General features: G+C 66.7%; 23 protein-coding genes. 12 read left to right on the top strand and 11 right to left on the bottom strand.

Features of this window, described 5'->3' with window-relative positions:
• Positions 1–41: 41 nt before the first annotated feature.
• On the bottom strand, positions 42–656 hold the full coding sequence (rpsD, locus tag AC3WJI_RS09190) for a 30S ribosomal protein S4 (RefSeq protein ID WP_492756950.1): 615 nt from the start codon (positions 654–656) through the stop codon (positions 42–44).
• A gap of 178 nt (positions 657–834) precedes the next feature.
• Between rpsD and AC3WJI_RS09185 the strand changes: the two genes are divergently transcribed.
• Positions 835–1,143 (top strand): chorismate mutase, encoded by a 309-nt coding sequence (locus tag AC3WJI_RS09185; RefSeq protein ID WP_492756949.1) that lies wholly within the window; start codon positions 835–837, stop codon positions 1,141–1,143.
• Here the strand turns inward: AC3WJI_RS09185 and AC3WJI_RS09180 are convergent.
• From AC3WJI_RS09180 to rpiB, 5 genes are all read right to left on the bottom strand, one after another.
• Complete coding sequence (locus AC3WJI_RS09180; protein WP_492756948.1) at positions 1,140–1,421, bottom strand: hypothetical protein; 282 nt, start codon at positions 1,419–1,421, stop codon at positions 1,140–1,142. The genes AC3WJI_RS09185 and AC3WJI_RS09180 overlap by 4 nt on opposite strands.
• 77 nt (positions 1,422–1,498) lie before the next feature.
• Positions 1,499–2,218, bottom strand: coding sequence for an RNA methyltransferase (locus AC3WJI_RS09175; protein ID WP_492756947.1), 720 nt, complete (start codon positions 2,216–2,218; stop codon positions 1,499–1,501).
• The gene (nrdR, locus tag AC3WJI_RS09170; RefSeq protein ID WP_492756946.1) at positions 2,215–2,676 is read right to left on the bottom strand and encodes a transcriptional regulator NrdR; all 462 of its coding nucleotides are present in this window, start codon (positions 2,674–2,676) and stop codon (positions 2,215–2,217) included. Before nrdR ends, AC3WJI_RS09175 begins: the two co-directional genes overlap by 4 nt.
• Positions 2,676–3,986: a serine hydroxymethyltransferase gene (gene glyA / locus AC3WJI_RS09165; protein WP_492756945.1), complete on the bottom strand. Its 1,311-nt coding sequence runs from the start codon at positions 3,984–3,986 to the stop codon at positions 2,676–2,678. The genes nrdR and glyA overlap by 1 nt, the downstream gene beginning before the upstream one ends.
• Positions 3,983–4,435, bottom strand: a complete 453-nt coding sequence (gene rpiB / locus AC3WJI_RS09160) for a ribose 5-phosphate isomerase B (protein ID WP_492756944.1) — start codon at positions 4,433–4,435, stop codon at positions 3,983–3,985. The genes glyA and rpiB overlap by 4 nt, the downstream gene beginning before the upstream one ends.
• A 62-nt stretch (positions 4,436–4,497) precedes the next feature.
• On the opposite strand from rpiB, the gene AC3WJI_RS09155 reads away from it, so the two are divergent.
• The 5 genes from AC3WJI_RS09155 to AC3WJI_RS09135 all read left to right on the top strand — a co-directional run bounded on the left by AC3WJI_RS09155 (position 4,498) and on the right by AC3WJI_RS09135 (position 7,908).
• Complete coding sequence (locus AC3WJI_RS09155; RefSeq protein ID WP_492756943.1) at positions 4,498–4,755, top strand: hypothetical protein; 258 nt, start codon at positions 4,498–4,500, stop codon at positions 4,753–4,755.
• 49 nt (positions 4,756–4,804) lie between these two features.
• Positions 4,805–5,263 carry a hypothetical protein gene (locus tag AC3WJI_RS09150; RefSeq protein ID WP_492756942.1) on the top strand — a complete coding sequence of 153 codons (459 nt, stop codon included), beginning with the start codon at positions 4,805–4,807 and terminating at the stop codon, positions 5,261–5,263.
• Between the two features lie 134 nt (positions 5,264–5,397).
• The gene (locus AC3WJI_RS09145; protein ID WP_492756941.1) at positions 5,398–6,642 is read left to right on the top strand and encodes a BtaA family protein; all 1,245 of its coding nucleotides are present in this window, start codon (positions 5,398–5,400) and stop codon (positions 6,640–6,642) included.
• Positions 6,639–7,298, top strand: coding sequence for a class I SAM-dependent methyltransferase (locus tag AC3WJI_RS09140; protein ID WP_492756940.1), 660 nt, complete (start codon positions 6,639–6,641; stop codon positions 7,296–7,298). Before AC3WJI_RS09145 ends, AC3WJI_RS09140 begins: the two co-directional genes overlap by 4 nt.
• 37 nt (positions 7,299–7,335) lie before the next feature.
• Entirely contained in the window at positions 7,336–7,908 is a 573-nt protein-coding gene (locus AC3WJI_RS09135; protein ID WP_492756939.1) for a Uma2 family endonuclease, read from the top strand.
• A gap of 6 nt (positions 7,909–7,914) precedes the next feature.
• Here the strand turns inward: AC3WJI_RS09135 and hemA are convergent, their stop codons facing one another.
• Positions 7,915–9,156, bottom strand: coding sequence for a 5-aminolevulinate synthase (gene hemA / locus AC3WJI_RS09130; protein WP_492756938.1), 1,242 nt, complete (start codon positions 9,154–9,156; stop codon positions 7,915–7,917).
• Positions 9,157–9,410: 254 nt separating this feature from the next.
• Between hemA and AC3WJI_RS09125 the strand changes: the two genes are divergently transcribed.
• Entirely contained in the window at positions 9,411–9,578 is a 168-nt protein-coding gene (locus AC3WJI_RS09125; RefSeq protein WP_492756937.1) for a hypothetical protein, read from the top strand.
• Here the strand turns inward: AC3WJI_RS09125 and murI are convergent, their stop codons facing one another.
• Complete coding sequence (murI, locus tag AC3WJI_RS09120; RefSeq protein ID WP_492756936.1) at positions 9,579–10,376, bottom strand: glutamate racemase; 798 nt, start codon at positions 10,374–10,376, stop codon at positions 9,579–9,581.
• Positions 10,377–10,498: 122 nt separating this feature from the next.
• Here murI and plsY point away from each other — a divergent pair, with 122 nt between their 5' ends.
• From plsY to yghU, 3 genes are all read left to right on the top strand, one after another.
• On the top strand, positions 10,499–11,086 hold the full coding sequence (plsY, locus tag AC3WJI_RS09115) for a glycerol-3-phosphate 1-O-acyltransferase PlsY (protein WP_492756969.1): 588 nt from the start codon (positions 10,499–10,501) through the stop codon (positions 11,084–11,086).
• Positions 11,079–12,161 carry a DNA-processing protein DprA gene (dprA, locus tag AC3WJI_RS09110; RefSeq protein ID WP_492756935.1) on the top strand — a complete coding sequence of 361 codons (1,083 nt, stop codon included), beginning with the start codon at positions 11,079–11,081 and terminating at the stop codon, positions 12,159–12,161. Before plsY ends, dprA begins: the two co-directional genes overlap by 8 nt.
• A gap of 78 nt (positions 12,162–12,239) precedes the next feature.
• Entirely contained in the window at positions 12,240–13,133 is an 894-nt protein-coding gene (gene yghU, locus AC3WJI_RS09105; protein ID WP_492756934.1) for a glutathione-dependent disulfide-bond oxidoreductase, read from the top strand.
• Between the two features lie 50 nt (positions 13,134–13,183).
• On the opposite strand, the gene AC3WJI_RS09100 is transcribed toward yghU, so the two are convergent.
• Complete coding sequence (locus AC3WJI_RS09100) at positions 13,184–14,725, bottom strand: DUF4403 family protein (protein ID WP_492756933.1); 1,542 nt, start codon at positions 14,723–14,725, stop codon at positions 13,184–13,186.
• 107 nt (positions 14,726–14,832) lie between these two features.
• On the opposite strand from AC3WJI_RS09100, the gene topA reads away from it, so the two are divergent.
• Together topA and AC3WJI_RS09090 are read left to right on the top strand one after the other, a co-directional pair.
• The gene (gene topA / locus AC3WJI_RS09095; protein ID WP_492756932.1) at positions 14,833–17,367 is read left to right on the top strand and encodes a type I DNA topoisomerase; all 2,535 of its coding nucleotides are present in this window, start codon (positions 14,833–14,835) and stop codon (positions 17,365–17,367) included.
• A gap of 52 nt (positions 17,368–17,419) precedes the next feature.
• Positions 17,420–17,794 (top strand): hypothetical protein, encoded by a 375-nt coding sequence (locus AC3WJI_RS09090; protein ID WP_492756931.1) that lies wholly within the window; start codon positions 17,420–17,422, stop codon positions 17,792–17,794.
• Between the two features lie 4 nt (positions 17,795–17,798).
• Here AC3WJI_RS09090 and AC3WJI_RS09085 read toward each other — a convergent pair whose 3' ends face one another.
• Positions 17,799–18,095: a hypothetical protein gene (locus AC3WJI_RS09085; protein ID WP_492756930.1), complete on the bottom strand. Its 297-nt coding sequence runs from the start codon at positions 18,093–18,095 to the stop codon at positions 17,799–17,801.
• A 97-nt stretch (positions 18,096–18,192) separates the two neighbouring features.
• On the bottom strand, positions 18,193–19,035 hold the full coding sequence (gene panC, locus AC3WJI_RS09080) for a pantoate--beta-alanine ligase (protein ID WP_492756929.1): 843 nt from the start codon (positions 19,033–19,035) through the stop codon (positions 18,193–18,195).
• Between the last annotated feature and the right edge of the window lie 14 nt (positions 19,036–19,049).

Here is a 19,049-nt window from a genome sequence, read left to right as displayed (position 1 = left end):
CGCAGCGCGACCGCCCCTGTTTCTTGCCCATCGGGCCGAGATCAGCGCGAGTAGAACTCGACGACCAGGTTCGGCTCCATGCGGACCGGATAGGGCACTTCGTCAAGCGTGGGCACGCGCGTGAAGGTGATCTTCGAGGCGCCTTCGGGCACGACGTAATCGGGGATGTCGCGCTCGGACAGGCTCTGCGCCTCCATCACCAGCGCCATTTCGGTCGCCTTCTGGCGAAGCGACACGGTCTGGCCGGGCTTGATGCGGCGCGAACCGATGTTGCACTTCTCGCCATCGACCAGAACGTGGCCGTGATTGACCAGCTGGCGCGCGGCGAAGATCGTCGGCGCGAACTTGGCGCGATAGACGATCATGTCGAGGCGCATCTCGAGCAGGCCGATCAGGTTCTGGCCGGTGTCGCCCTTCATCCGCGACGCGTCTTCGTACGACTTCTTGAACTGCTTCTCGGTGATGTCTCCGTAATAGCCCTTGAGCTTCTGCTTGGCGCGCAGCTGGATGCCGAAGTCGGACATCTTGCCCTTGCGGCGCTGGCCGTGCTGGCCGGGGCCGTATTCGCGCTTGTTGACCGGGCTCTTCGGGCGACCCCAGATGTTCTCGCCCATCCGGCGGTCGAGCTTGTGCTTGGCGCTGGAGCGCTTCGACATATCTAATCCTTTGCAATACGAACGACGTTGTTCCCGGTACTCGCTCTACGTGCTCATCGCTGAGGGCAGGGCCACCGCTTCACCGGGGTGCGGGGCCATTGCGAAGGCGCGCGCTTAGCCGCCGGCCGGCGATGAGTCAAGCTGGACAGGCGCGCGGGCAGCCGCCAAGGGCAGGTCCATGCAAGATACGATCGATCCCCAGGACTGCACGACGATGGCCGAGGTCCGCGCCGGGGTGGACGCCGTCGACCGTGCGCTGGTCGCGCTGCTGGCTCGGCGCTTCGGCTATATGGATGCCGCGGCGCGCATCAAGCCCGAGCGCGGCCATGTCCGCGACGAGGCGCGCAAGACGCAGGTCATCGACAATGTCCGTACGCATGCCCGCGCGACCGGCGTGCCGGAGGCGGCAGTCGCCGATCTCTGGGATCGGCTGGTGGAAGCGTCGATCGCCTATGAGTTCGAAGCGTTCGACCGCAACCGCGCTTAGTTGAAGCCGGCGGGCGGCATCGTCGCGGTGTCGGTCCGACGCATCTGGTCGAGGTCGCGGCGCGATTTCTCCGCATCGACCTTGGCTTCCCATTTGGTCATGCAATAGCGCGTCTTGCGGAGCCGGGACCCGGTCGTGCTGGTCACCTTGCAGACCGGCTTTTCGGGCTTCGCCGCCGGGGCCGGGTCGGCGGACGCCACCGTCGGCGCGTGGTCCTGGGCGAGCACGGCCGACGGCGCGACCAGCGCGGCGATCGCGATCAGGGGCAAGAAACGCATCAAAATCTCCCGGTTCATTTGCGTCGAGTAAAGCGTATCCTCGACCGGGAGACAATATAGTCTCGATGTCCTCGCGATTAGGTGCTGCGATGCGCCTTCCTGCCGTCGAGCGCGGACAATACCCCGCGCACCGTCCGCAATTCCTGCGACGTCCAGCCCGGCTTGGTCAGCAAGTTGCGCAGTGTCCGCCGCGTCGCCGCGACTCGGTTGGGCGGGAAATAATAGCCAGAATCGGCGAGCATCGCGTCAAGCTGTCCGATCATGCCTTCCAGCTCCTCCTGCGATCCGGGCGGATCGAGGTCGGTTGCCGGCGGGCTCGCCAGCTTCGCGCCCTTCGACCATTCATAGGCCACCAGGATCACGGCCTGCGCCAAGTTGAGCGAGCCGAACTCAGGGTTGATCGGCACTGTGACGATCGTGCGCGCCAAGGTGACGTCGTCGGTCTCCAGCCCCGAGCGCTCGGGGCCGAACAGGATCGCGGAGCGCTCGGCGGCGGCGCGGATTTCCCCGGCGGCGGTTTCGGGCGTGACCACCGGCTTGGTGACGCCGCGCTTGCGGACGGTGGTAGCATAGACATGCGCGCAATCGGCGACCGCCTCGGCGACACTTTCATATACCTGAGCCCGTTCGAGCACGACGTCGGCGCCGCTCGCCGCCGGCCCCGCCGTTGGGTTGGGCCAGCCGTCGCGCGGGGCGACGAGGCGCATCTCGGTCAGCCCGAAATTGAGCATCGCGCGCGCCGCCTTGCCGATATTCTCGCCCAGTTGCGGGCGGACGAGGACGATGACCGGGTTCACGCCTTGCCCGCCTCGGTGACGTTGCCGGCGAATTCCTCGAAGTCCCTGGCCTCGCGGAAGTCCTTATAGACGCTGGCAAAGCGGATATAGGCGACCGAATCGAGCCCCTTGAGCCCGTCCATCACCATCTCGCCGATCCGCTGCGACGGGATCTCGCTGTCGCCCAAGGTTTCGAGCTGGCGCTGGATCCCCGACACCATTCGCTCGATCTGCGCCGAAGTCACCGGCCGCTTGCGCGCGGCGAGCGTCACCGATCGGATCAGTTTGTCGCGCTCGAACGGTTCGCGGCGGTCCTGGCTCTTCACCACGGTGAGGTCGCGCAGCTGGATGCGCTCGAAGGTCGTGAAGCGGGCGGCGCACGCCTCGCACTGGCGCCGACGGCGGATCGCCGCCCCATCCTCGGTGGGGCGGCTGTCCTTTACCTGGCTGTCTTCGTTACTGCAGAATGGGCAGCGCATCAGGCCTCGGGATAGATCGGGAAGCGCTCACATAGCGCACGGACGCGCTCGCGGACATTGGCTTCGACCTGGGCATCGCCCTGCTCGCCATTCTTGCGCAGCCCGTCGAGCACGTCGGCGACCATGTTGCCGATCTCGCGGAACTCGCCGGCGCCGAAGCCGCGCGTGGTGCCGGCGGGCGAACCGACGCGGATGCCGCTGGTCTTGACCGGCGGCAGCGGATCGTTGGGGATGCCGTTCTTGTTGCAGGTGATCGCGGCGCGCTCGAGCGCCTCGTCGGCGTCGCGGCCAGTCACGCCGAGCGGGGTAAGGTCGACCAAAGCGAGATGCGTATCGGTGCCGCCCGAGACGAGGTCGGCGCCGCGCTCCTTGAGTGTCGCCGCGAGCACCTTGGCATTCTCGACCACCGCGGTGATGTAGCTCTTGTAATCGGGGCGCAGCGCCTCGCCGAACGCGACGGCCTTGGCGGCGATCACGTGCATCAGCGGGCCGCCCTGCAGGCCCGGGAACACCGCGCTGTTGATCTTCTTGGCGATGGCCTCGTCATCGGTCAGCACCATGCCGCCGCGCGGGCCGCGCAGCGTCTTGTGCGTGGTGGTGGTGACGACATGGGCATGCCCGAACGGCGTCGGGTGCGCGCCGCCGGCGACGAGCCCGGCGAAGTGCGCCATGTCGACCATGAAGGTCGCGCCGACCTCGTCGGCGATCGCGCGGAAGCGGGCGAAGTCAATGATCCGCGGATAGGCCGAGCCGCCGGCGATGATCAGCCTGGGGCGATGCTCCTTGGCGAGCGCCTCGACCTGGTCGAAGTCGATCAGGTGGGTTTCGGGATCGACGCCGTACGGCACGGCATTGAACCACTTGCCCGACATCGCCGCCTTGGCGCCGTGGGTGAGGTGGCCGCCGGCGTCGAGGCTGAGGCCCATGATCGTGTCGCCGGGCTTGGTCAGCGCGAGCATCACCGCGCCATTCGCCTGCGCCCCCGAATGCGGCTGGACGTTGACGAAGCCGCAGCCGAACAACTCACGCGCACGGTCGATGGCGAGCTGCTCGACTTCGTCCGACGGGTGGCAGCCCTGATAATAGCGCTTGCCCGGATAGCCCTCGGCATATTTGTTGGTGAAGACCGACCCCTGCGCTTCGAGCACGGCCTTCGAGACGATATTCTCGGATGCGATCAGCTCGATCTGGTGCCGCTCGCGGTCGAGCTCGTGGCGCACCCCGGCGAATACCTGCGGGTCGACGTCCGCCAGGCTCTTGGTGAAGAAGCCGTCGGGCTGCAGCCCGGCCATCTGGGGATTGGTGCTCATGCGGGTATCCTTTCGGGATGGCTGAGTTTGTCGACGCGCCGCTGATGGCGGTCGCCGAGGAATTCGGTGTCGAGGAAGGCGGCGACGCAGGCCTTGGCCATTTCCACCCCGACCAGCCGCGCGCCCATCGCGACGACATTGGCGTCGTTGTGCTGGCGCGCAAGGCTCGCGGAGAGCGGCTCGGAGACCAGGGCGCAGCGCGCGGCGGGATTGCGGTTGACTGCGATCGAGATGCCGATGCCCGACCCGCACAGTGCCACGCCCAATTCGGCGTCGCCCTGCTGGATCGCGCGGGCGAGCGAATAGCCATAGTCGGGATAGTCGACGCTTTCCGCGCCGGCCGGCCCCAGATCGACCACATGATGCCCCTCGCCACGCAACCATTCGGCGAGTTCAGATTTCATGACGAAGGCGGCATGATCCGAGGCGATGGCGATACGGCGCGGCATGCCGCGCTCCCTACGCCCTCGGACCAACGCTGGCTAGACCGAGACAGTTTCTGGAGACCAAAATGCGCAAAACCCTTCTCGCCCTGGCGCCCGCGCTCGCGCTTGGCCTCACCCTCGCGGCCTGCTCTGACAATGCGCAGAACAATCTGAGCGACACGCTCGATCGCACCGGCGCCTCGCTCGAGAATGCGGCGAACGATGCCGGCGATTCGATCGCCAACGCCACCGACGATGCCGGCCGTGAGCTCGACAATGTCGCCGACGATGTCGGGCAGCGCGCCGAGAGCGTCGGCAACGCGATCGACAACGCGACGCGCTGATTCCAGCGGGCGCGCCGTCGCCCCGCCGAACCCATATCAGGAGAATAGAATGCGTATCGCGATTCTCGCGCCGCTCGTCCTCAGCCTCGCGGCCTGCAACACCGCTGACCAGGCCGCCGAGGACACCGGCAACGCCGTCGAGGCGACCGGCGCCACCGTCGCCAATGCTGTCGAGCACGGCGCCGGTTCGGTGAGCAATGCGGTCACCGACATCGCCAGCCCGACCGATCGCGACGCCTGGGCCGGCAAATGGAAGGGCGTGGAGGGCACGATGCTCACCATCACGAAGGGTGACGGGCCCGGCCGCTACAAGCTCGCGATGCAGTATACGCTCGACGACAAGGGCGACTTCGACGGCACTGGCAGCGACGCGGGCATTACCTTCCGCCGTCCGGACGGGCCGCAGGTGCTGCGCGCCACCGACGGCGACGCGACCGGGCTCAAATATCTCGCCGGCAAGAAGGACTGCCTCACCGTCAAGCAGGGCGAAGGCTATTGCCGCGATTGAGCCGGGCGGCTGACCGTTCCGCATAGGGCTTCAGAGGGCGCCCAGTTGGCTGACAAGATTTTGTCACATGCCGCGATTAGTGCACAGGTGCTTGATCCGGCGCGTGTTGCGGGCGCCCTCTTCAGGAGTTGGCCATGCGGACTGTTGCCAAGACGCCGAAGAACGGCGCCGTACGAGGTGCCGTGCATCGGCACGAGCATCTCAGCAAGGAGGGTCTGCTCGAGCGCGCCTTCACCTTCGCGTTCAGGGGATTGGTCTACGCCCAGATCTGGGAGGATCCCGAGATCGACATGGAGGCGCTGGCGATCACGCCCGACAGCCATGTGGTCGCGATCGCCTCGGGTGGGTGTAACGTCTTCTCCTACCTGACCGCCAACCCCAAGGCGATCACCGCGATCGACCTCAATCCGGCGCATATCGCGCTCAACAAATTGAAGGCTGCCGCGGCGCAGCGCCTGCCCGATTACGCCGCCTTCCGCTCCTTCTTCGCCGATGCCGATCGCCCTGAGAACGTCGCGCTCTACAAGAGCTATCTGCGTGATCATCTAGACGAGACGACGCGGAGTTATTGGGACGCGCGTGATTGGAGCGGCCGCCGTCGCATCTCGGGCTTCGCCACCGGCTTCTATCGCCGCGGGCTGCTCGGCCGGCTGATCGGCTTCGCCCATTTCCTCGGCCGGATGTACCGCATCGATCCGCGCGAAATCCTCAAGGCGCAGACCCGCGAGGAACAGCGCATCATTTTCGAGACTCGCTACGCGCCGTTCTTCGAGAAGAAGTTCCTGCGCTGGCTGGTCGACCAGCCGGCGGCCTTGTTCGGCTTCGGCATCCCGCCGGTGCAATATGACCTGCTCAAGGCCGACGATGCGCAGGGTATCACCGGCGCCCTCAAGAGCCGGCTGCGCAAACTCGCCTGCGATTTCGACCTCAAGGACAATTTTTACGCCTGGCAGGCATTCGGCCGCGGCTATGGCAAGCACGAGGATGCGCCGCTCCCGCCCTATCTCCAGGCCGGGCATTACGGCGCGGTGAGCGAGCGTGCCGGTCGGGTCGAGGTGCGCCACCAGAACATGGCCGACTATCTCGAGACCATGCCGGCGCAATCGCTCGACCGTTACGTACTGCTCGACGCCCAGGACTGGATGACCGACGCCCAGCTCACGCGGATCTGGAGCGAGATCACCCGCACCGCCAAGCCGGGCGCGCGCGTGCTCTACCGCACCGCAGCGGTGCCCGACGTGGTAGCAGGGCATGTCCCGCCGACGATTCTTGACCAGTGGCAATATGCCGATGCGGCGCAGCGCGACGACTGGACCCGGCGCGACCGCTCCTCGGTCTATGGCGCGACGCATCTCTGGACGCTGAAGCCGCACGCATGAGCAATGCCGCCGCTGCGGACCAGAAGCAGGCGATGGATGCAGTCTACGCCTTTCATCGCCACATCTACGATTTCACGCGGAAATTCTACCTGTTCGGCCGCGACCGGTTGATCGCGCAGCTCGCGCCGCCGCCGGGCGGTACCGTGCTCGAAGTCGGCTGCGGCACTGCGCGCAACCTGATCGTCGCGGCGAAGCGCTACCCACAGGCGCGCTTCTACGGGTTCGACATCAGCGAGGCGATGCTCGAGACGGCGCGCAAGTCGGTCGCGCGCGCCGGGCTGGCCGACCGTATCACGCTCGCGCAAGGCGATGCGGGCGCGTTTGACACCCGAGCGCTGTTCGGGCTCGACACCGTCGACCGCGTCTTCATGAGCTATACTCTGTCAATGATCCCGCCCTGGCAGGAAGCGATCGCACACGGCGCCGCTAGCCTCGCGCCGGGCGGCAGCCTGCACATCGTCGATTTCGGCCAATATGAGCGACTGCCGGCATTGCTCAAGCGGCTGCATTTCAAGTCGCTCAACGACTTTCACGTCTTCCCCCGCCGCGAATTGCCGGCAGTGCTCAAGCGCGTCGCCGAGCAGGACGGGTTGAGCCTGGAATTCACCCCGCTCTATCGCGGTTATGCCTGGAGCGGGCTGCTGCGGCGGACCTGACTTTCGACTATTGCCCGGCCTGTGCTATGCTCGGCAAATGACCTCGGCTGAGCGACTGACGATGTTCGAAGAGACGCCGGCGCGTTTCACGGCGGATCAGTTCCTTGAGCTGATTCAGGCTGCGCCGCTGGATGAATGGTTCGGCAAGGTCGAACTCGTGAGGGGGGTTATCACGCGGATGGCTCCCACACAGATTCCGCATTGGAACGCGCAAAGACTCGTCTTCATCGAACTGCACGAAGCACTACGCACGATGGCTCCTGACTGGATCGTCGGCCATGAGCCGAGCGTGCGGCTCGCGGGTGACACGGTGCGCGAACCCGATGTAGCGATTTTGCGAAACCCGGGGATGAGCGGCAAGCTGTTCGATCGGACCGCCTTGTTCCTGGCGATCGAGATTTCGGATACAAGCCTTGCGATCGACCTCAACGTAAAGCGGCACACCTATGCGGAGGCATTGGTGCCGCATTACTGGGTCGTCGACATCAATGCTCGCCGCACGCATGTGATGCATGAGCCAGCGGCGGGCGACTATAAGATGCAGCGCATCGTTCCTTTCGGCGATCCGCTCGACATTCCCGAACTTGGCCGTTCGATCACGCTCGACTGAGCCCGCTTACGCCGCCAGCCGCAGCTCCAGCCTTCCCCAGATCTCGACCAGCGCGTCGACGAGTTCGCGCATCATCGCCTCGTCATGCGCCGGGCCGGGGGTGAAGCGCAGCCGCTCGGTGCCGCGCGGTACGGTGGGATAGTTGATCGGCTGGACATAGACGCCGTATTCGGCGAGCAGCACGTCGCTGATCTTCTTGGCCTTGACCGGGTCGCCGACCATCAGCGGCACGATGTGGGTGGTCGAGGGCAAAACCGGCAGCCCGGCCTCGGCCATCAGCGCCTTGAGCTTTGCCGCGGCGACGTGCTGGCCATCGCGCTCGGCGGTCGATGCCTTGAGGTGCTTCACGCTCGCCAGCGCGCCCGCGACCAGCACCGGCGACAGCGAGGTGGTGAAAATGAACCCCGGCGCATAGCTGCGGATCACGTCGATGATCACCTGGTCGGCGGCGATATAGCCGCCCATCACGCCGAACGCCTTGCCCAGCGTGCCTTCGATGATCGTGATGCGATCGGCGACCGCGTCGCGCTCGGAGATGCCGCCGCCGCGCGCGCCGTACATGCCGACGGCATGGACTTCGTCGAGATAGGTCAGTGCATTATATTTGTCGGCGAGGTCGCAGATTTCGGCGATCGGCGCGACATCGGCGTCCATCGAATAGACGCTCTCGAACGCGATCAGTTTGGGCAGTGAGGGATCGTCGGCGGCGAGCAACTCCTCGAGATGCGCAAGGTCGTTGTGGCGGAAGACGCGCTTCTCGCAGCCCGAATTGCGGATCCCGGCGATCATCGAGGCGTGATTGAGCTCGTCCGAATAGACGATACATCCCGGCATGATCCTGGCCAAAGTCGAGAGCGTCGCCTCGTTCGAGACATAGCCCGACGTGAACAGCAGCGCGCCTTCCTTGCCGTGCAAGTCGGCAAGCTCATGCTCGAGCTCGATATGGTAATGGGTGTTGCCGCCGATGTTGCGCGTGCCGCCCGAGCCGGCGCCGACATCGTGGAGCGCTTCCTCCATCGCCGCGATCACCTTGGGGTGCTGGCCCATTGCGAGATAGTCGTTCGAGCACCACACCACGATCGGCTTGGGGCCGTTATGCCCGGCGAAGCAGCGCGCATTGGGATAAGCGCCCTTGTTGCGCAGCACATCGATGAACACGCGGTAACGGCCTTCGGCGTGCAGCCGGTCGATGGCCTGATTGAACACCCGCGAATAATCTACCGCGGTCGCGCCGTCCCTGGTTTCCATGGCGTGCTCCCCTATCGCCAAACGACGCGCATTGCCAGCCGCGCATGCAGGCAATCTAGCGCCTGTGCCATGCCTGCAAAGCATTTCCTCGATCACAGCGATCGATAAGCTGCGACATGCCCGCCCATTGATCCGCATTAGTCTATACACGGCGTAAATGTGGTAAGTAAAAGTTCAGTTGCGGGGCGACTCGGGGGCAGCGGGCCCGCAATGTAAAAATATTTAAGGCTCTCGCTTGTGTTATGGAGCGTGAAATGGGCGGCAATCTCAGCGACAGCGACCAGGAATATTATCAGCGACGCGAGCGTCAGGAGCGCGAACGTGCCGCGCATAGCCTCGATATGGCGGCCAAGCGCCTGCACGGCGAAATGGCCGAGCGTTATTCGATATTGTTGGGGAACAGCGCCGCGACGCCACGGTAATTAAAGCGTCTCGACCTCAGTCAGCCCGACTCGGGCAAACGTCGGCGCCAATTTGGCGACATGCGCGCTCCGCGACGTGAACACCGCGCGCCCCGCTACGGGCTGTTCGGGCCATTGCTGCCCCGCTGTAAGATGCGCCACCCGCCGCGCGATTCCCGGCCCGCCATCGACGAACCGCACCCTGTTCCCGGTCGCCGCGACGAGTTCGTCGTTCAAAAGCGGGAAATGGGTGCACGCGTTGACGATCACGTCCATGTCCTCGCCGCCGTCCTGCGAAACCAGTCCTGCCAAGGCCTCGCGCACCGTCTCGATCGAAGGCCTTGCGCCGCCCAGCGCCGCCTCGGCCATCTCGACGAGCTCGGCTGAGCCGTGGCGCAGCACCAGGCAGTCCGCGGCAAAGCGCGCGGCGAGATCGTCCACATAAGGCTGGCGCACCGTCGCGTCGGTGCCGAGCACGCCGATCACGCGCGTCCGGCTCAGTTCGGCGGCCGGCTTGATCGCCGGGACGGTGCCGACGATCGGCACGTCGAGCGCGGCACGCACGTGCTGGAGCGCGATCGTCGAGGCGGTGTTGCACGCGATGACGATCAGCCGGGGATCGTAGCGCTCCGCCAGCCGGCCGAGCAACGCGGGCACGCGCGCGGCGATCTCAGCCTCGCTGCGCGTGCCATAGGGAAAGCCCGCCGAATCGGCGGCGTAGACCAGGGGCGCGCGCGGCAGCAACGCGGCGGTCGGCGCGAGCACCGACAGGCCGCCGACGCCGGAATCGAAGAACAGGATCGGGCGGCGATCGGACATTGCGGCGCGCATGGCTCGCGGCCGCGGCGCCGTCAACCGCGCGGGCCGGCGGTTGCACCGTGCCGGACAGCGATTATGTTGGCGGCGACAGGGGGTCCGTTTTGCCAACCGAAATCGTCTGGATGCCCGCCGCTGCCGCGATCCTGCTCGGCTATCTGCTCGGCTCGATCCCGTTCGGGGTGCTGCTCACCCGGATGGCCGGGGCGGGCGACCTGCGCCAGATCGGCTCGGGCAATATCGGCGCCACCAATGTATTGCGCACCGGTCGCAAGGGGCTCGCCGCGGCGACTCTGCTGCTCGACCTCGCCAAGGGCGCCGCGGCGGTGCTGCTCGCCGCCTGGCTGCTGCCGGGCCACGAGGTTCTTGCGGGGATGGGCGCCTTTCTCGGCCATTGCTATCCGGTCTGGCTGCGCTTCCGCGGCGGCAAGGGCGTCGCGACGCTGATGGGAATCGTCGTCGCGCTGCACTGGCCTTCGGGTCTGGTCTACGCCGCGGTCTGGCTGGGCCTGCTCGCAGCGTTGCGCATCTCGTCGCTCGCCGGGATCACCGCGGCGATCAGTGCGCCGGTGAGCGCCGCTTTCTGGGGCCGCATCGATCTCGTCCTGCTCCTCCTCGCGCTCGCACTGATCGTGCTGTGGAAGCACCGCGAGAATATCGATCGGCTGCTGAGCGGCACCGAGCCGCGGATCGGCGGCGGCAAGCGTGGCTGACCCGCGCGAGCCGCGGCTTCGGCTGTTGCGCTCGGCGAATATCGGACCCGTCAGCTATCGCCAGCTGATCGCCCGCTTCGGCAGCGCGGAGGCTGCACTCGACGCCCTCCCGACGCTCGCCGCGAACGGTGGCGGCCGCAGCCCGCGGATCGCCGAGCCAAGCGCGATCCGGCGCGAGATCGCCGCGGTCGAGAAACTGGGCGCGCGCTACCTGTTCCTCGACGATCCGGCCTATCCGGAACTGCTCGCCGAGACGGAGAGCGCGCCGCCGGCGCTTATCCTGCGCGGTCGGCTCGAACTTGCGGCACGCAGCTGTGTCGCGATGGTCGGCGCGCGCAATGCCTCGGCCGCCGCGTGCCGCTTCGCGCGCCAGCTTGCGCTCGGGCTGGTCGAGCAGGGCGTGACCGTGGTGTCGGGACTGGCGCGCGGGATCGACACCGCGGCGCATGTCGGCGCGCTCGCCGGCGGCACGATCGGCGTCATCGCGAGCGGGATCGACATCGCCTATCCCCCCGAAAATGCCGATCTCCAGGAGCGTGTCGCGCGCGAGGGCCTGCTCGTCGCCGAACAGCCGCCGGGCACCGAGCCGCTCGCCCGCTTCTTTCCCTCGCGCAACCGCATCATTGCCGGACTGGCTTTGGGCACGGTGGTCGTCGAGGCGGCGCCGCGCTCGGGCTCGCTGATCACTGCGCGGATGGCCGCGGAGGCGGGGCGTGACGTCATGGCGGTGCCGGGCTCGCCGCTCGATCCGCGCGCGCAGGGCTGCAACCTGCTGATCCGCGAGGGCGCGACCCTGGTCCAGTCCGTCGATGACATTCTCGAGATGATCCGCCCGATCGACCTGCGCGCGGTGCGTTCGCCCTCCAGCGCCTTTGAAGGCCCGCCGCCCCAGGACGCCAGCGACGCCGATCGTCGCGCGATCGTCGCGCTGCTCGGACCGGTTCCGGTCGCGGTCGACGAACTGATCCGGCAGTCGGGACTTGCGCCCGCGCTGGTGCAGACGGTGCTGCTTGAGCTCGAATTGGCAGGAAGGCTCGAAAGGCATGCCGGCGGCAGAACGAGTTTGGCCGGGTAAAGCAAAACCATCGTTACGGCCCTGGCAAGTCGCTGCCTGCCTCCTACATCGCGGCGATAATCCTCAGGGAGAATCTCAATGGCCGACGCCCCCGATCCCGCCAGCAACCAGCCCGCCGGTTACGTGCCCCCCAAGGTGTGGACCTGGGACCAGCCAAGCGGCGGCCAGTTCGCCAGCATCAATCGCCCGGTGTCCGGGGCGACGCACGACAAGGAATTGCCGGTCGGCAAGCACCCGCTCCAGCTCTATTCGCTCGGGACGCCCAACGGCCAAAAGGTGACGATCCTGCTCGAAGAGCTGCTCGCCGCGGGCCATGCCGGCGCCGAGTACGACGCCTGGAAGATCGACATCGGCCAGGGCGACCAGTTCGGCAGCGGCTTCGTTGCGATCAACCCCAATTCGAAGATTCCGGCGTTGGTCGATCGCTCCGTCGATCCCGCGCAGCGCGTGTTCGAGAGCGGCGCGATCCTGATCTACCTCGCCGAGAAGTTCGGCGCCTTTTTGCCGACAGATCCGGCGAAGCGCGCCGCGGCCCTGAGCTGGCTGATGTGGCAGATGGGCTCGGCGCCGTTCCTGGGTGGGGGCTTCGGACATTTCTATGCCTACGCGCCGATCAAGATCGAATATGCGATCAACCGCTATGCGATGGAAGTGAAGCGGCAGTACCACGTGCTTGACACGCATCTCGCCGAGCACCGCTATCTGGCCGGCGACGACTATACGATCGCCGACATGGCAGTCTGGCCTTGGTATGGCGGCGTGGCGCGCGGCGACGCGTATGGCGATGCGGCGCAATTCCTGAACATCGGCGAGTACGCCCATTTCAACCGTTGGGCCGAAGAGGTCGCCGCGCGCGAGCCGGTCCAGCGCGGCCGGTTGGTCAATCGCGGGTCAGGCCCGGAGGACCAGCGCGTTCCCGAGCGCCACGACGCCAGCGACATCGACGCCGTGCGCGCGCGGATGAAGGGCTGATCCGATAAGCCGTCACCCCGGACCAAGTCTGGGGTGACGCGAGTTTTCATTTACCGCCCCGGCACGTACGTCACCCGCGCCGAGCCGTCCGCCCATACCGGCAGATAGAGGCCCTGGCCGCGTGCCTTGAGCTCGCCGGTGCGCACCTGGCCGATATCGGCGTGAATGACGAAGTCGCCGGCGCGCTTCTCGACGATCGCGCGCTCGATCTTGCCGAGCAGTTCCTGGAAATCCTTGGTGAAGTTCTGCGTCAGCGCCTCCGCCACGACCTGCGCGATGCCCGGCGAATTGGCGAGCTGGACGAGCAGGTCGCCGCCGACGCCATCGGTGTTGCCATCGACCTGCAGCCCCTCGAACGCGACACGCTGCGAATTGGGGGCGTTGACCGGCTTGGCAGTGATCCACACCATCCCGTGCGTATCGGCACTGTCGCCCACGCGCCGTGCCGCCAGCGTCAAGCCCACCGCGATTCGCCCGCCGGTGGTGCCATAGCCAATCACCTTCTCGAACCGCGCAGTGACCGGCCCGATCCCCGGCACCTCGAACGGCCGGCGCGAGCGCTTGGTCAGCGCCTTGAGGATCACCGGTTCGAGCTGGGCATAGTCCGCGATCACCGGCAGGAAGAAGCGCAGCCGCTCGCCGCCGGCGACCCGGGTCAGCGGCGGCAGCGGGATCGGCGCCGGGTCGGCGGGGCGCGGGCCGACAAAGGTCTCGGTCAGTGCCTCCATCCCCAGCTTGAGGCGCAGCTTGCCGCCGGACAGGCTGTACCCGCCATAGCTGAGCTTCTGCGGCGTGACGCGCATCCACACCGACGGGTTCTGCCGATTCAGCTCCAGCGAGGTGAAGCTCTGCCGCCACGCATCGCTCACCTTGGCGCGCAGATTGAGCTTGGCGATCTCCTGCGGCAGCTTGCGCTCGAGTTCGCGGACGATCGGCTGGAGCCTTTCGTCGGCCTTGTCGGTGAAGGTGATCCGCTTGCCGAGAAAATCGATCCCCGGCGCTTCGGTCCAGTCATAGGCCAGGTCGACGGTGGCGCGCACGCTCCAATCCTCGCGTAGCGCCAGCCGGATGCGGGCGTGCGCCATTGCCGATCCGGTCGCGGTCTCGCCCTTGAGCACCCCGCCCACGTCGCGCGCGGCGATCGCGGCATGGATCGGCACATCGGCGATGATATCCTCGCCCTGGCCGCGCAGCCGGATCGGCGCGCGGGTGACGGTGCCGACCACGGTACAGCCGAGCGCCGGCGTCACTTTCAGCTTGGCCTTGAACAATTTGATCCGCGCCGGCGGCACGCATTCGTCGAGCTTTCGGTCGATCGACCACAAGGTGCGCGGCACTTCCCGCTCCAGCGCTTGCGACAGCACGGCGGTGTCGACATCGAGTGGCACTGCGATCGCCGAGAGTTGGTGCGGTGTCTCGATCGCGTCGGTGGCGCGGGGCGGCGGCTCGACCGCGGTGTTGCGCGAGGTCACGATCAGCGCGACTCCCGCGGCGAGCACCGCCAGCGCCACCGCAATGATCCACAGCCGCCGCCTGCGAAACGCCGGGCGGGGCGGCGGGGGCGGGGACGAAACGGATTCCGCAGTGGACATCGCCGGGATACGCGCCGAGATCGTCCCGGTTCCGCAACCACCCGCTTGACGACCGCGCAAACGGGTCCCCACCTTACACGCGTACACGTGAGGATCACCTAACCCCCATGCAGCTCGTCATCGTCGAATCGCCCGCCAAGGCGAAGACCATCGAAAAATATCTCGGCTCGGATTACCGCGTCCTCGCTTCCTACGGCCATGTCCGCGACCTGCCGCCGCGCGACGGCTCGGTGAACCCCGAAGAGGGGTTCGCGATGGAGTGGGAGCCCTATGCCGATAAGTCGCGCCAGCTCAAGGAGATCTCCGATCTCGCCAAGAAGGCCGACCGGCTGATCCTCGCGACCGACCCTGATCGCGAGGGCGAGGCGATCAGCTGGCACGTCCAGGAAGTGCTCAAGAACAAGAAGGCGCTCCCCAAGGAGGTCGAGCGCGTCACTTTCAACGCGATCACCAAGCCCGCGATCCTCGCCGCGATGAAGGCGCCGCGCGAGCTCGATACCGATCTGATCGACGCCTATCGCGCCCGCCGCGCGCTCGATTATCTCGTCGGTTTCACGCTCTCGCCGGTGTTGTGGCGCAAGCTCCCCGGCGCCAAGTCGGCCGGCCGCGTCCAGTCGGTCGCGCTGCGGCTGATCGTCGAGCGCGAGCGCGAGATCGAAGGCTTCAAGCACCAGGAATATTGGTCGGTCACTGCCGATATGGAGCAAGACGGCACGCCGTTCGTCACTCGGCTGGTCAAGTATAAGGGCGATAAGCTCGACCGACTGTCGATTGGCGACGAGGGCACGGCACTCGCCGCCAAGAAGGCGGTCGAGGAAGGCCGCTTCTCGGTCGCCGCGGTCGAGACCAAGCCGGCGATGCGCAATCCGCCGCCGCCCTTCACCACCTCGACGCTCCAGCAGGAGGCGGCCCGCAAGCTCGGCTTCTCGGCGAGCCACACGATGCGGATCGCCCAGGGCCTCTACGAGGACGGGGCAATCACCTATATGCGGACCGACGGTGTCCAGATGGACGGGTCGGCGATCCAGGAAGCGCGCAAGGCAATCGCGACCCGCTATGACGGCGGCTATGTGCCGGACAAGCCGCGCCAGTATCAGACCAAGGCCAAGAATGCCCAGGAAGCCCACGAGGCGATCCGCCCGACCGACTTCTCCAAGGACAAGGCCGGCAGCGGCGATCATGGTCGCCTGTACGAGCTGATCTGGAAGCGCGCGCTCGCCAGCCAGATGGCGTCGGCGCGCATGGAGCGCACCACGATCGATTTGGAGGACGGCACCGGCCAGCACGGTCTGCGCGCCACCGGCCAGGTCGTGCTCTTTCCCGGCTATCTAGCACTCTACGAGGAAGGCCGCGACGACGAGGGCGACGAGGACAGCCGCCGCCTGCCGCGCATGTCCGCGGGCGATGCGCCCGCCAAGAAGGCGGTCAACGCCGAGCAGCACTTCACCCAGCCGCCGCCCCGCTTCTCCGAGGCCTCGCTGGTCAAGCGCTTGGAAGAACTCGGCATCGGCCGCCCGTCGACCTATGCCTCGATCATCCAGACACTCAAGGACCGGTCGTACGTCCGCGTCGAGAAGAACCGCTTCTTCGCCGAGGAGAGCGGCCGGCTGGTCACGGCCTTCCTCGAACGCTTCTTCGAGAAATATGTCGGCTATGATTTCACTGCCGAGCTCGAAGACGAGCTCGACGATGTCTCGGGCGGGCGCGCCGAATGGCAGGCTGTGCTCGAATCCTTCTGGAAGGACTTCAAGCCCCGCACCACCGAGGTGATGGAGCAGAAGCCGAGCGAAGTCACCGCAGCGCTCGACCTGTTCCTCGAACCCTATCTCTTCCCCGCCAAGGCCGATGGCAGCGACCCGCGGCTCTGCCCCAATTGCGGCAACGGCCGGCTGGCGCTGCGCGGCGGCAAGTTCGGCGCGTTCGTGGCGTGCTCGAACTATCCGGAGTGCAAGTTCACCCGCCGCTTCGGCGAGCCGGGCGGTTCGGGCGAGGATAGCGGTCCGGAGGTGCTCGGCGTCGACCCCGATACGGGGCTCAATGTCGAGCGCAAGTCGGGGCGCTTCGGCCCGTATATCCAGCTGGGCGAGGGCAAGGAAGCGGCACGCGCGTCGATCCCCAAGGATATCGACTTGGATCTCGAATGGGCATTGAAGCTGCTCAAGCTGCCGCGCACCGTCGGCAACCATCCCGAGACGGGCGAGCCGATCACTGCGTCGATCGGCCGCTACGGTCCCTATCTCGCGCATGCCGGCAAATATGCCCGGCTGCAGTCGACCGCCGAGGTGTTCGAGACGGGCATGAACGCCGCCGTGGTCAAGCTCGCCGAAGCCGCGGCGAATGGCGGCCGCCCGGCGCGCGGCGCCCCTCGCGAGCCGCTCAAAATGCTCGGCAAGCATCCGCGCAGCGAGGCCGAGATCAAGCTGATGGAGGGCCGCTACGGCGCCTATGTCACCGACGGCGAGACCAATGCGACCTTGCCCAAGTCGATCGACAAGGACCAGCTGACGCTCGAGGAAGCCGCCCAACTGATCGACGCCCGCGCCGCGGCCGGTCCGGCCAAGGGCAAGGGAAAGAAGAAGGCTGCGCCGAAAAAGGCCGCTGCGAAGAAGGCGCCGGCCAAGAAGGCAGCGGCAAAGAAATAGCATGCGCGGTTCACAAGCGCTGCGTTTGTCCCCAGGACCCCGCTGCGGTGCGGTGATCGCCATCCTTCTCGTCGGCGGAATGCTGGCGTGGGTCTTCTGGATGGTAGCGGCGACGGCCGGCAAGGAAGCCGGCCGGTCGAAGCTCGCGTTCGAAGGACGGAGTGCACAGCCGGCCAGAGACTTGCGCCGCTGCCTCGAGGACCCGCGAATCGACGGTCTGGCGATCGATCGAAGGGGTGGAACCTGGCAGACGCGCGTCGATGCCCCAAATGTCGCGAGCGCGGCGAATAACGCGCGGCATACCCGCGTCGAAGTCATTGAAGCTGGAGCCGCCCGGATCGTGCGTTTCTACACGCGCGACGGCCGGCCTGTGCACAGGGTCGAGCGTGCCTTGATCCAGGCCTGCCTCGCAGGCCGATCGTCCTGAAACCTCAGGCCGCGCGCACCTCGAGGCCGCGCAGCCACGCACGGGCGGACTTCTGCGCATCGATGATCTCGCGCGCGGTCATGTCTTCCGAGATCTCCGCGCGGAACTCCGCGGCGCGCTCGCTGCCCGAGACGGCGGCGATGTTGAACCATTTATGCGCCTCGACCAGATCGACGTCGACGCCTTCGGCGCCGCTCGAATAGACGATGCCTAGATCGAAACAGGCCTTGGCGTCGCCGCGCGCAGCGTCGCGAAGCCGGCTCTCGACGAGAAAACGTGCGCTCTTGAGACTGTTGCCCATGTCCGCCTACCCAATTGCCATCCTCAATGTTGCAAGGATTGGCAGGTAAGCGGGAAACAAAAGGTTAAAGCGGTTAACCGTATTCGCGCGTAGCGGGTTAGTCCGTCGTGGCCACGGGAATGTTGTCGATCAGCCGCGTTCCACCGATCCGCGCCGCAGCGAGCAGCCGCATCGGCCGGCCCTCGATCGGATCGCCCAGCGTCTCGGCATCGGCGAGCACGACGTAATCCACCTCGAAGCCCGCGCCCGCCAGCATCTCGCTGGCCTGCGCCAGCGCGGCCTCGGGATCGCCGCCCTTGGCGATGGCGCGCTCGGCGAGCCCCAGCGCGCGGGGCAGCGCCACCGCCTGGGTGCGCTCTTCCGGGATCAGATAGGCGTTGCGCGACGAGAGGGCGAGGCCGTCATCCTCGCGCTGGGTCGGCACTCCCTGGATCTCGAGGTCCAGGTCCAGATCGGCGACCAGCCGGCGAATCACCGCGAGCTGCTGCCAGTCCTTCTCGCCGAACAGCGCGACATCGGGGCGGACCTGGTTGAACAGCTTGGTGACCACCGTCGCGACGCCGTCGAAATGGCCGGGGCGGTGAGCGCCGTCGAGCACCTCGCTGATCCCGCTGACCGAGATGTTGGTGGCGAACCCCTCGGGGTACATCACCTCGACCGGGGGCAGCCACAGCAGGTCGACACCCGCCGCTGCCAGCATCCGCGAGTCGGCAAGCTCCTTGCGAGGATATTTGGCGAGGTCCTCGTTCGGGCCGAACTGCTTGGGATTGACGAAGATCGACACCGCCACGCGCTCGGCCGCACGCTTCGCCGCCTCGACCAGCGCCATGTGCCCGTCATGAAGCGCGCCCATCGTCGGGACCAGCGCAACGCGCTCGCCCGCCTCGCGCCAGGTGGCAACGGCGCCGCGAAGGGCATCCAGCTGACGGACGGTTTGCACGCTTGACCACTTTC

This window comes from Sphingomonas sp. FW306-1B-B10E (assembly GCF_058782005.1).
Note: the sequence above shows the minus strand (reverse complement) of the source record. Positions and strands in the feature narration are given on the sequence as shown.